This is a genomic window from Rhodococcus sp. IEGM 27 (genome assembly GCF_033142305.1).
GTDB lineage: Bacteria > Actinomycetota > Actinomycetes > Mycobacteriales > Mycobacteriaceae > Rhodococcus_F > Rhodococcus_F oxybenzonivorans.
Map to the genome: position 1 here is coordinate 333,276 of NZ_JAWLSG010000004.1, position 11,489 is coordinate 344,764.

Genomic DNA, 11,489 nt, shown 5'->3' on the forward strand with positions numbered 1-11,489 from the left:
GGAAGAAGTGCGGGTTCTATTAGGGGCACAATACTTTGCCGAGGAGCCGTCCTCTACCTGAGGTCGGACGAGTATCGCACTTCACGCTACGCTCAGGCCCACCGACTAGACAGGAGCCGATCTGCATGGATGACAACGTCACGGGCACATCGGGAGACGAGATTCCTGACCCCCAGGACGCGACTCGCCCAGCAGACGCCCCCAGGCGTGTACGTAAGCGCACCACGGTGCGCAGCAAAGCCTACAAACGGCGGCGCCGAATTATCGCTGGCGGCTCAATTGCGGCCCTGGTCGTGGTGGCTTTCGGGGCCTGGCTCGGCTACACCGCCCGCGAGGCACAGGCAAATCTGACCGAGGCTCGGCAGCACGCGCAGCTCGCGAAAGACGCCCTACTGGACGGTAATCCAGTTGACGCGGAGCGTTCGTCGGCAGATGCGGACAAGTACGCGTCCCGTGCCTTCGACAACACCCACTCGATCCCGTGGAGTATCGCGGCGGCCGTACCGTGGCTGGGAAGCCCGTTCGAAACGTCGCAGCAAATCTCGGCCGTCGTAAAGGGTCTCACGTCGGAGGTTCTCACACCGGCGGTAGCCGCAGGAACCTCCCTGGCCCCCAATGAGTTGATCGCCGCCGGCGGGAAGGTAAACCTGCAGCCGCTCCGGGATGCCGCCCCCGTACTCGGCGAGACAGCCGATGCCGCTGAGCAATTGGATATCGAGGCACAGAATATCTCCGAGCCTGCGTACCTCGACGCTGTTATCGATGCTAGAACCCAACTTCAGGTACAAACCGAAGAATTAGCGAAACTTCTTGGTAACACCGCAATTGCCGCCGAAATCGCACCGGGCATGCTCGGTGCCGACGGCCCCCGCAGCTATTTCATGGCATTCCAGACCAACGCTGAGGCTCGCGGTACCGGCGGCCTGCTGGGTGGATACGGCGTCGTTCGCGCGAATGACGGGGTGGCGCGGGTAGACAGCCTGGGCCGCAACTCCGACCTGCCCATGAATAGTCAACCGCTCGATCTCGGTCCGGAGTTCGCCGCCCAGTACGGTCGTAGCCGCCCCACCACGGATTCGCGCAACAGCAATCTCAGCTCGCATTTCCCGTACGCCGCGCAGATCTGGAAGTCGCTGTGGGCGCAGGAGTCGGGCGAGCAGGTAGACGGTGCCATCGCCACCGACCCGGTAGCCCTGAGCTATGTTCTCGGCGCCATCGGACCGGTCACCATGCCGGACGGCGAGGTGATCAACGCCGACAACGTCGTCGAACTCACCGAATCCACCTCCTATGTCCGCTTCGCGAACGACAACAACGCGCGTAAACAGTATCTGCAGACCGTCGCCGCGCGTGTAATCGACAAGATGACCGGCCAGATCACATCACCGCAGAAGTTGCTCGACGCATTGGGCCGCGGCGTGAATGAGCGCCGCATTGCAGTGTGGAGCGCGCACGCGGACGAGCAGGCTGTACTGGCGGACACACCGCTCGGGCACACTGTTCCCGAAGACCCCGCCCCTTTCGCCGGCGTGGTGATAAACAACCAGGCGGGCGGCAAGCTCGACTACTACCTGACGCGCGAGATCGATTACACGGCGGAGAGCTGTGAGGGTGACACGCGACGGTCCACGGTGACGGTGCGATTGACCAACACCGTGCCTTCTGCGGACTTTCCCGACTATGTGGCGGGCACTTTCATCAACACCCTCAACGTGCCCAAGGGCACGAATGTGTCTGCGTTGTCGCTTCTCGCCACCCAGGGCGCTCAGCTCCGGAATGTGACCATCGACGGGAAGCCGACGATGTTCCTCACCGGTAAGGAGCTGGGGCATCCGGTGTTCGACACCCTCGTCCCGATCCGTTTGGGCGCCACCACCGAGGTGAAGTACGAGCTGACGGAACCGATCGTGCCCGGTGAGGCGCGCGTACCTGTCCAGCCGTTGGTGGATGATCCGGCGGTGACCGTCAACGTTCCCGTCTGCGGAGGTTGAGCGATCGATACGAAGCTGCGGCCCGCCACGCTGCTCGCCGTCATGGTGGGTGGCGCGGTGGGCGCCGCTGCGCGTTATCAGTTGTGGCGCTGGTGGCCTGACGATATCGACGAGTTTCCGTTCACCACCTTCGCGATCAACGTAGTAGGTTGCTTCGCCTTCGGACTCTTGTTCGGTGTCGTTCCGGCCACCGCCCACGGCCCCCTTGCGTTGGTTCGTCCCTTCCTGCTTTTCGGTGTCATGAGCGGCTTCACAACATTCAGCTTCTTCGCGGTACAAGGCGTCACGCTCACGTCTCCCCGTGTAGGCGTGTTGTATCTCCTGGTCACGCCCTTGGCCGCGCTGGCTGCGGCAATGGTGGGTGCGCGCGTAGGGCGGTTGTCCCGGTGAACGTTTCGACTTCGGCTCACTTCGGATGGTGGGTAGCCGTGGGTGGCGCCTTGGGAGCGGTGCTGTATTACCTCGCCATTACCGTAGTCGGCCCGGCCGTAGGAGTACGTCGTCTCACCGTGGCACTAGCCATGTGCGTTTGCGCTGTCTTGGGCATCGTCGTTGCTTCCGGGCGTCAGGGTGACGGTTACGCCTGGGTGGGCGTTGGTCTTCTTGGTTCCGCCGTACCCTTCACCGCTGTGGTCGCGTCAGTGGTGGACCTGGCTCCGCAAGAGCCGTGGCGTCGCAAGGCCCTGCTAGGGGCATGGACGGTGCTGGCGGGTGTGTCGATGGCGATTCTGGGTTACATTTTGGCGGACGTCAGCAGCATTGCATTCGAGAAGGTCCCAGGACGGCTTCGATAGAAACCGCTCGGTCAGCATTCACCCTGAAGCACTGCCTTTGCAAAGCCCACCGTCTGATAGAGATAGGTGTATTCCCATTCGGCCAGGCTGAAGTCGTACCGACGCGGCACGTCCCGCACCAGAATTCGCCCGTCGAAGCACTGGGAGAAGATGAACCGTGCCCGAGGCAAGTGGTATCGCCAACTGATCACCAGCACGCTCTCCCACCCGTTCTGGTCCGCCAGGTTGCGAGTCAGAATCGCCTCGCCGCGAGTGGTACTCGGCTCCGGTGGCAGGCATGTCACGGTGAACTGTGGATCCGTGGTAGCACAGAAGGCGGCCATCTGCTTGTCGCCGGTCCAGTAAGCATTGGACAGAACGACGTTCTCGGAGACGCCTTGCCGAGCGAGACTCATGGCGTACTGCTCACGCCCGTCGTGCTCACCGCCCAGTACGATTATGGCGTCAACCGATTCAACGTCATCGACGCGCGCTTCGGTGTACACGAAGTAGCCGATTACTCCGACCCCCGCGACCGCAAGGACGAGGGCACACACCAGGCTTACCGCAAAGCCTCTCCGCCATCGCACGGCTTCAGCCTAGGCCCTGATCTTTCAGCTCGCCGTATGGAAGAAAGTGCCGGGATACAAACAACGGGTGTCGCTTCTCCCGGACGCTTCAGGGTGTGGCACGTCCAAGGTCCAGAAGTTGCAGAAGATACGCACCGTAACCAGACTTGAGCAACACTTCTGCCCGTTGACCCAACTCGTCATCAGAGATGAACCCTTGCCGCCACGCTACTTCTTCGGGCACGCCGATTTTCAGTCCTTGCCGTTGCTCTATGGTGCGCACGTAGTTCGATGCCTCGAGCAACGAGTCGAACGTCCCGGTGTCCAACCAGGCTGTTCCACGTGGGAGAACTTCGACGTTGAGACGCCCCTGCTCGAGGTAGGCGCGGTTCACGTCCGTAATTTCGTACTCCCCTCGGTCGGACGGCCGAAGGTTCTTCGCGATGTCGACAACGTCGTTGTCGTAGAAGTAGAGTCCCGGCACCGCGTAGTTCGATTTGGGTGTTGCGGGCTTCTCTTCGAGCGACAGCGCAAAGCCTCGATCATCAAATTGGACCACTCCGTATGCGGAGGGATCGGCTACCCAGTAGGCAAAAATCGAGCCGCCGTCCAACTGATCGAATCGGTCGAGCTGTTGTCCGAGGCCATACCCGTAGAAGATGTTGTCTCCGAGTACCAGCGCCGCCGGACCGTGGCCGATATGCTGCTCGCCCAGCACAAAGGCCTGCGCAAGTCCGTTGGGTTCTTGCTGAATGGTGTAGCTGAGATCGACACCGAACTGGGAGCCGTCGCCCAAGAGTCGCTGGAACTGTTCGGCGTCGTGTGGGGTGGTGATGATGAGGATGTCGCGGATGCCGGCCAGCATCAGTGTGCTGAGCGGGTAGTAGATCATCGGCTTGTCGTATACGGGCACCAATTGCTTACTGACACCGATGGTAATCGGGTGAAGGCGAGTACCTGATCCGCCGGCAAGGATGATGCCTCTCATTCGGGACTCATTTGCAGCACCGGAGGCGCTCCCCGAGTTGCCCACTTCGTTAGGCGAGACCACTGACCCACTCCTTCACCTTGTCATAGCTGGGCAGCATGCCGGCTTCGATGGCATCGTGCAGAGACGGGGCGGCAGCGTCCCTATTGGACAGCGTGAATTCCATGGGCTCACCTGCCCGTGTCGTCGTAGGCCACTCGATACCGACCTCCGGATCCAGCGGGTGGATACCGTGCTCGGCGCCCGGCGTGTACCCCGTGGAGCACAGGTAGACCACGGTCGAGTTGTCCTCGAGCGAAAGAAAGGCATGGCCTAGTCCCTCGGAGAGGTAGATCGCGCGCCGGTCGACATCATCGAGCAGCACCGAGTCCCACGTGCCGAAGGTCGGTGATCCGATTCGTATGTCGACGACGACGTCGAGTACCGCGCCTCGCACACAGGTCACGTACTTCGCCTGTCCGGGCGGCACGTCCGCGAAGTGAATTCCTCTCAGGACCCCGGCGGCCGACACCGAACAGTTTGCCTGGGCCAGGTTGAGGGAATGTCCGACACTGTCCTCGAAGGTCGAACCTTTGAACCACTCGAGGAAAGCACCTCTGTCGTCCCCGAACTGCTCGGGAGTGATCTCCCACGAGCCTGGCACTTGCAGGTTTCGAACTTTCACCTTCATGCCCCCTGTGCCGCGTAGCGAACCTCGACATCGTGCTTCTCTGTTTCCCACCATGTGGGGTTGTCCCGGTACCAATCGATAGTGGCCTGCAGGCCCTGCCGAAAGTCGGTGTACCGCGGTTCCCAACCCAACTCGGTGCGCAACGTGGATGAGTCGATGGCATACCTCAGGTCATGCCCGGCTCTGTCGGTGACGTGATCGAAGTCATCGGGGTCTTTGCCCATCAGCTCCAGAATCATCCGAACAACTGACAGGTTATCGAGTTCGCCGTCTGCACCGATGAGGTAGGTGCGGCCGATCTCCCCGGCCTCGAGGATGCGCCAGACTCCCGAATTGTGGTCGTCAACGTGGATCCAGTCGCGCACGTTCTTACCAGCACCGTAGAGCTTGGGGCGCACACCGTTCAGGATGTTGGTGATTTGCCGCGGAATGAACTTTTCCACGTGTTGGTAGGGCCCGTAGTTGTTCGAGCAGTTCGACAATGTCGCCCGCACACCGAAAGATCGCACCCATGCCCGGACGAGCAGGTCCGACGCTGCCTTTGTGGACGAATAGGGACTGGATGGGTTGTAGGGGGTGTGCTCCGTGAACTTGGCTGGATCGTCCAACGCGAGATCGCCGTACACCTCGTCTGTCGAAATCTGGTGGTAGCGGACGTCGTGCTTCCGCACCGCTTGCAGCAGTGAGTAGGTGCCGCTCACGTTCGTCTGCAGGAATGGCCATGGATCCGCGAGCGAATTGTCGTTGTGCGACTCGGCCGCGAAGTGCACAACTGCGTCCGACTCCGCAACCAGCGCGTCGACCAAGTCGACATCGGTGATATCGCCCTCGACAAAGTTGATCGACTCACGTACCGCCGACAGCGACGAGAGGGAACCCGCGTATGTGAGCGCATCCAGCACGGTGACCTTGACGTCCGGGCGATATCGCACAGTCGCGTTCACAAAATTCGATCCGATGAAGCCGGCGCCGCCGGTGACGACAATCCGCATAGAGTCCCCTCGAAGTTCGAATGCGATACACGCCAGCTAAGCTCAGCGCTGCGATGCTGCCGAGACGAATCCACGGGCTGGAAGCGAGTTTACGCCATGAGCTTGATGTACGCGCGCCCACGGGTGTGTGCAGTCGGGCGTAGGTGGAATCGCCGTAATAAGATGCTCTGCGTCCCGCCAACCGCTTTGTGACACCGGAAGTCCGCGGATGACCGAGCAGGATTACGAACCGACCAAAGGACAACCTTCGTGGGCAAATCAGTTGCGATAATCGGAACTCGTGGCTACCCCAGCTTCTATGGCGGATTTGAGACGCTCGTGCGACAACTGGCTCCCTATTTGGCAGACCAGGGGTGGGACGTGACCGTCTACGGCCGAGATGGTTCGACGAAAAAAGACACGCCAGATCTTGATCCCCGGGTACACGCAATCGTCACCAAGGGCGTGGAAAGTAAATCGCTCAGCACTCTTTCATATGGTCTGACGTCATCAGTGCACGCGGCTCGACATCGCCCCGACGTGGCACTGGTCATGAATGTTGCGAATGGGTACTGGCTTCCCCTCCTCAGGGCAAGAGGCATTCCCACGGTCGTGAACGTAGACGGGATCGAGTGGGAACGCGCTAAGTGGGGTAAGAAAGCGAAGGCGGTGTTTCGCGGTGGAGCGAGGCTGACCGCCAAGTTCGGTGACCACTTGGTGTACGACTCCCAAGAAATCGCACGAAGATGGGCGGCAGGGTTCAAGCGCGATGGCATATTCATCCCGTACGGCGGCACCGACCCGGGTCCTCTTGAACCTGTCCCCGAGTTAGCAGGGCACCCATATGCGCTCATGGTTGCGCGGTTTGTGCCTGAAAATACGGTTGTGGAGTTCTTCGACGCCGCGGAACGGTTAAGCAAGCGCTGGGATATCGCAATCGTTGGGTCGTCTGGCTACGGCGGCGAACTTGACGAAAGAGTCAAGAATCTCGCCGCTGAGAACGAACGGATACACTGGTTTGGGCACGTAAGCGACGACCGACGCCTGTTCTCACTTTGGCAGCACGCAGGCGCATACTTCCATGGGCATAGCGTCGGTGGCACCAATCCCGCTCTTGTTCAAGCGATGGCTTGCAAGTCGCCGATAGTGGCTCGAGACACAGTTTATAACCGAGAAGTACTCGGAGACACCGCGTTATTCGTGGACCCAGAAGCCGGATGTATCGAGGCGACAATTTCGAAACTTCTACAAGACTCCGTCCTGCAAGGCGAACTACGCCGCAGCGCACACCAACGTGCAGCGCATCACTATTCGTGGAACGGCGTCTGCGCTCTGTACGACGCATGCCTAAGAAAAGCTATCGACTAGATGTCCTTCCCCAGGCCACCAGACTCGGATCGACGCGCGGCGAAAGCGTGCGAAACTCAGGCGCGGTGGGCTCGGAAACTACCCCCTCCCCCCAAGTCCTGCAGATCGATCTACTAGTCAGAGCCGTGTACTTACAGGATGCACGCAGAAGCCGACCCCTTAACACGCCCCGCAGAACTACTCGACCGATAGATCGATCCAGACTCCGATTATATAAACCACGCCGCGGGCGCATCAGCATCCGGCCAAGAATACGTCAGTCCGCGAACACGTTCTCCGATTTTGCGCGCCGGGATTCCACCGACGATGGCGTACGGATCCACATCATGCGCAACGATTGCACCCGCCGCCACCACGGCCCCTTCACCGATGCTCACGCCCGGCAAAATCGTCGCCCGATAGCTGATCCACGCGTAGTCCGATATTTCGATCGGACCTCCTTTGACACCGAAATGTGGACTCTGCGGATCATGTTGAAGCGTCCATAAAGAAACCTCACTCGAAAGGTTGACATTCCGACCGATTCGAATTCCCTCACGCCCGTCGAGCGTCGCCCAAAGGCCAATGATGGAACCATCACCAATCGATATATTCCGCCCCGCCCGAACTTCTCTCCACCGGTAGAGTTGAGCTGACGGAGAGATCGTCATTCCCAACAACTTGCTTGCTAGGACGTAGCGTAGAATCCGGACCGGAATTCGGCCAATCCCCTCACCTAGAAGGTGAACGATCCCACGCCTACTCGGACCTATACGACGCTTCAACTCCTCAATATCCACCATGGAGCAACCTCATTCCTGGACCGTTGTATTCGTACAATTGGACGATATATGGCCAATTAACATATTATGTGAATTCAGATTATACAAAACGAATGATGGTCGTTCCGATCTTACGGGACTTTCCACGCAGTCGAGCAATTACGGTCGCCCTAATCCTCTGTACGACCATCCGGCGTCCCGCCACCTTTGCCCGTCCAAGCAGTTCCTGCCATCGATAATTACCCTGCGTCTTACTACCGCGTCAAGGTCCCCGGGCTGAAGCTTCAAAAACTCGGACCACTCCGTAAGCACCAAAACCAAATCCGCACCTTCGCACGCTTCTAAGGCTGTCGCCGCGTATCCCAGCGTGGGAAACAAAGCGCGGGAGTTTTCCATAGCTTTAGGATCAAAAACGTTAACGGTCGCACCCTGAAGTTGCACTTGCCCCGCCACGTTAAGGGCTGGCGAATCCCTAACGTCGTCTGAGTCAGGCTTGAACGACGCTCCCAATACTGCGACCCGCGCGCCTACAAGCGAACCACATGCCTCGCGCGCCAATTCAACCATTCGCGTACGACGACGCATGTTTATGTTATCGACCTCACGCAGAAAGGTCAGGGCCTCGTCTGCCCCCAACTCACCAGCCCGGGCCATAAACGCCCTGATGTCCTTCGGAAGGCAGCCTCCTCCGAAACCAATGCCCGCATTTAGAAATCTACGGCCGATTCGAGCATCATGTCCGATTGCGTCCGCCAGCATCGTGACATCTGCACCAGCGGCCTCGCATACCTCCGAAATTGCATTAATGAAAGAGATCTTCGTCGCAAGGAACGCATTCGCTGACGTCTTCACCAATTCTGATGTCGCAAGATCCACAACCATAAACGGTGTTTCCTCTGCAAGAATCTTAGCGTAGATTTCCCGGGCGACACCTTCCGCGCGTCCTGGGCAAGCACGGTCCACCCCCAATACAATGCGATCTGGATGCAAAGTGTCCGCGATAGCAAAACCTTCGCGTAAAAACTCCGGATTCCAGGCCACCTCCAGTGCACGGCCCGCCGGGGATAGTTCACGCGCCCGCGCGCCAAGCCGCTCTGCTGTACCAACAGGGACAGTCGATTTACCGAAAATGACGGATTCCCTAGTAAGCAAAGGGGCCAGGCGTTCGATTACGGAATCGACGTAGGTCAAGTCCGCTCCGAACTCACCCCGTTTCTGAGGCGTCCCAACCGCAAGGAAATGAGTATCCGCGAACTCGGCGGCCTCTTCGTAAGACGAGCTAAAGCGCAGTCTCCCAGCCGCAATGTTGCGTCTTAGGATGTCTTCCAGCCCAGGCTCGTAGAACGGCACTTCACCGGCGCCCAATTTGGCCACTTTGGAGGGATCGACATCTACCCCGATTACGTCGTGACCAAGCTCCGCCATGCACGCCGCGTGAGTAGCCCCTAAGTAGCCCGTACCGAAAACTGCCATCCGAGTACTCATCATATCCCCGAATCCCGCCTGTTGGCGCTTGTGGTAGTTGGACTCGGCGCGCTGCGCGCCACTACGGCCGGACCGCCTTCTTGCGTATGCTGCGGTAAATACTTTTTGCGAACTGCAGGGCACCCCGCATAAAGAGCATTCGGTTCGCAGTCAGAATTCACTACACTGCCCGCAGCAATAACAGTTCCTGCGCCGATCGAAACACCGCCAAGGATCGTTGCACCCGCGCCAATCCAGCATCCATCACCGATCGTTATCGGTCTTCCCGATACATTCCCCGCACGGCGGCTAGCGCCAGCCAGTTCATGACTGCTTGTGCTCAGTAGTACCCGCATACCTAAAGAAACACGTTCCCCTAACTCGATTCTCTCGTACGAGTCAAAGAAACACTCCCTATTGATGAACGATCCCGCACCGATTTTAATCCGACTGCTACCTACATACAGACCATCAGCGATCCTCGATCGACTAACGTCCGCTCCAGCGATTCTCAATAGCAGCCATCGAAAACGGCGCGAGACAAATGGCGTTGCGAAAACGAAATTAAACACTGCACGCCCGAACGAATTATCAAGCACAGTCATTTGATCCCTACACTTTCCCGTTTCTCGATGCCACACCGACCGGACCGGCCGAATGGGCGCGCCGAAAATGCGCGATAGCAAGCGCGAACATCACCCAAGGTAGGTTGGTAAGAAAGGGACCGAAGAACATAAACCAAAGCGCCGACAGCGAGGTGAAGACGCACAATATCGACAGATCCGGAGAGGTAATCTCCCGTAACAATGCGGCGAGGAGTGCACTCACGATCACAACCCCACACACCAACCCAACCAGCCCGAAATTCACCCAGAAATCAGCGAGCACCGAATGCAATTTGAAATGCCCACCAAACATATATCCGGTATAATAATCTCCACCGGCGTTCACACCGATCTCCCGCAGCCCGGCAACGGCAGTTAGATAGTCGCCTTGAGAAGGCACAGCGCCCAATCCATAGCCGATTGGATGGTTCTGCATAAGAGCGATCGTCGCCATCCATTCCGGGCGAGCGCTAAGCAGCAACGAGGCACTGCTGCTCGCTTGAGCCACTGTCAGCAGTTGGTTAGTAGTACCAAATACTCCATCTATGAGAAGCCTCGAACCCATCACGTACACGGCCGCGACACTGAGCGTTAGGAAGGCAGCCGATTCAATTCTCGATTTCCGATTCTCCGCGCCCCTCCACTTCCCATAGATCAGAATCCCCGCCGTAGTGACGCAGACGGCAAAGAAGCTTCTCGAATCTAGGAGTGCTCCTAGTACACCGAGACTGACGAGGCCAATGACTGCAAGCGACTTCGACCTGTTTGATAGAAACCCGCACACAATAACAGCCACAGGGAGTGAGAATCCGTATTTCCACGGATTCACAGCAATTGTACTTGAATCCAATGCAAGCGAAAGGACCGCACCAACACAATAGAAGACAGCGGTGCGTTCCATGCCTAGAACACTAGTTGCCCATGCTACTACCATATAGATACCAAAGTTACTCAACGTGAAGATTGCGATATAGATCGCGTTTACTTCATTTATCGTCCCCGACGAACTCCACGCCAGTAACGACCCACTGAGGACACTAGCGACTAGAACAAACGTCAATCTTCTGGCGGGCTTCGCCGCCAGCACGGCAGGAACCGTTACAGGCAATAAGATAATCGTTATGACACTAAGTGTAGTAAAGCCCGAGAAGACCTGAATCCGCATACCTGCCGCCAGCAGGGCAATTATCGCGACAAGCCTGTTCAACGGAAGTACGCGCCAGTCGCTTTGCGCCCGCTTCGACGCACCTGTCTGTGTACGATCAGAGGCATCAACCGCAATGTCCCTAGAGTTCATGAATCGCGCCTCCTTGAGGTTCTCGCAGGCAT

General features: G+C 58.5%; 12 protein-coding genes. 4 read left to right on the forward strand and 8 right to left on the reverse strand.

All coding sequences use genetic code 11. The features are described from left to right. The first annotated feature begins 125 nt into the window (after positions 1–125). Genes R4P95_RS16320 through R4P95_RS16330 form a run of 3 tightly spaced genes read left to right on the forward strand, consistent with a single transcriptional unit; the run spans position 126 to position 2,785 of the window. Positions 126–1,991: a DUF4012 domain-containing protein gene (locus tag R4P95_RS16320; protein ID WP_317745950.1), complete on the forward strand. Its 1,866-nt coding sequence runs from the start codon at positions 126–128 to the stop codon at positions 1,989–1,991. A gap of 42 nt (positions 1,992–2,033) precedes the next feature. Continuing rightward, complete coding sequence (locus R4P95_RS16325; RefSeq protein ID WP_317745949.1) at positions 2,034–2,381, forward strand: CrcB family protein; 348 nt, start codon at positions 2,034–2,036, stop codon at positions 2,379–2,381. Next, positions 2,378–2,785, forward strand: a complete 408-nt coding sequence (locus R4P95_RS16330) for a hypothetical protein (RefSeq protein ID WP_317745948.1) — start codon at positions 2,378–2,380, stop codon at positions 2,783–2,785. Before R4P95_RS16325 ends, R4P95_RS16330 begins: the two co-directional genes overlap by 4 nt. An 11-nt stretch (positions 2,786–2,796) precedes the next feature. Here R4P95_RS16330 and R4P95_RS16335 read toward each other — a convergent pair whose 3' ends face one another. The 4 genes from R4P95_RS16335 to rfbB form a co-directional block, all read right to left on the reverse strand. After that, positions 2,797–3,354 carry a YdcF family protein gene (locus R4P95_RS16335; RefSeq protein WP_317745947.1) on the reverse strand — a complete coding sequence of 186 codons (558 nt, stop codon included), beginning with the start codon at positions 3,352–3,354 and terminating at the stop codon, positions 2,797–2,799. An 88-nt stretch (positions 3,355–3,442) separates the two neighbouring features. Next, positions 3,443–4,321: a glucose-1-phosphate thymidylyltransferase RfbA gene (gene rfbA, locus R4P95_RS16340; protein ID WP_317746107.1), complete on the reverse strand. Its 879-nt coding sequence runs from the start codon at positions 4,319–4,321 to the stop codon at positions 3,443–3,445. Positions 4,322–4,370: 49 nt separating this feature from the next. Next, positions 4,371–4,991 (reverse strand): dTDP-4-dehydrorhamnose 3,5-epimerase family protein, encoded by a 621-nt coding sequence (locus tag R4P95_RS16345; RefSeq protein WP_397517717.1) that lies wholly within the window; start codon positions 4,989–4,991, stop codon positions 4,371–4,373. Further along, positions 4,988–5,983: a dTDP-glucose 4,6-dehydratase gene (rfbB, locus tag R4P95_RS16350; protein ID WP_317745946.1), complete on the reverse strand. Its 996-nt coding sequence runs from the start codon at positions 5,981–5,983 to the stop codon at positions 4,988–4,990. The genes R4P95_RS16345 and rfbB overlap by 4 nt, the downstream gene beginning before the upstream one ends. Positions 5,984–6,232: 249 nt before the next feature. Here rfbB and R4P95_RS16355 point away from each other — a divergent pair, with 249 nt between their 5' ends. After that, entirely contained in the window at positions 6,233–7,330 is a 1,098-nt protein-coding gene (locus R4P95_RS16355) for a glycosyltransferase (protein ID WP_317745945.1), read from the forward strand. Positions 7,331–7,539: 209 nt separating this feature from the next. Here the strand turns inward: R4P95_RS16355 and R4P95_RS16360 are convergent, their stop codons facing one another. The 4 genes from R4P95_RS16360 to R4P95_RS16375 all read right to left on the reverse strand — a co-directional run bounded on the left by R4P95_RS16360 (position 7,540) and on the right by R4P95_RS16375 (position 11,457). Beyond that, complete coding sequence (locus R4P95_RS16360) at positions 7,540–7,980, reverse strand: acyltransferase (protein ID WP_317745944.1); 441 nt, start codon at positions 7,978–7,980, stop codon at positions 7,540–7,542. Between the two features lie 270 nt (positions 7,981–8,250). Further along, positions 8,251–9,576: a UDP-glucose/GDP-mannose dehydrogenase family protein gene (locus tag R4P95_RS16365; RefSeq protein ID WP_317746105.1), complete on the reverse strand. Its 1,326-nt coding sequence runs from the start codon at positions 9,574–9,576 to the stop codon at positions 8,251–8,253. After that, positions 9,576–10,160 (reverse strand): acyltransferase, encoded by a 585-nt coding sequence (locus R4P95_RS16370; RefSeq protein ID WP_317753852.1) that lies wholly within the window; start codon positions 10,158–10,160, stop codon positions 9,576–9,578. The genes R4P95_RS16365 and R4P95_RS16370 overlap by 1 nt, the downstream gene beginning before the upstream one ends. 7 nt (positions 10,161–10,167) lie before the next feature. Continuing rightward, a complete protein-coding gene (locus tag R4P95_RS16375) occupies positions 10,168–11,457 on the reverse strand; it encodes a hypothetical protein (protein ID WP_317745943.1) in 1,290 nt (429 codons plus the stop codon). Positions 11,458–11,489: the final 32 nt, after the last annotated feature.

Excerpts from the sequence above, each read along its gene's own strand:
- R4P95_RS16360 (WP_317745944.1), bottom strand. The coding sequence starts at position 7,980 with ATGACGATCTCTCCGTCAGCTCAACTCTACCGGTGGAGAGAAGTTCGG.
- R4P95_RS16365 (WP_317746105.1), bottom strand. The coding sequence starts at position 9,576 with ATGAGTACTCGGATGGCAGTTTTCGGTACGGGCTACTTAGGGGCTACT.
- rfbA (WP_317746107.1), bottom strand. The coding sequence starts at position 4,321 with ATGAGAGGCATCATCCTTGCCGGCGGATCAGGTACTCGCCTTCACCCG.
- R4P95_RS16370 (WP_317753852.1), bottom strand. The coding sequence starts at position 10,160 with ATGACTGTGCTTGATAATTCGTTCGGGCGTGCAGTGTTTAATTTCGTT.
- rfbB (WP_317745946.1), bottom strand. The coding sequence starts at position 5,983 with ATGCGGATTGTCGTCACCGGCGGCGCCGGCTTCATCGGATCGAATTTT.
- R4P95_RS16345 (WP_397517717.1), bottom strand. The coding sequence starts at position 4,991 with ATGAAGGTGAAAGTTCGAAACCTGCAAGTGCCAGGCTCGTGGGAGATC.
- R4P95_RS16375 (WP_317745943.1), bottom strand. The coding sequence starts at position 11,457 with ATGAACTCTAGGGACATTGCGGTTGATGCCTCTGATCGTACACAGACA.
- R4P95_RS16320 (WP_317745950.1), top strand. The coding sequence starts at position 126 with ATGGATGACAACGTCACGGGCACATCGGGAGACGAGATTCCTGACCCC.
- R4P95_RS16325 (WP_317745949.1), top strand. The coding sequence starts at position 2,034 with ATGGTGGGTGGCGCGGTGGGCGCCGCTGCGCGTTATCAGTTGTGGCGC.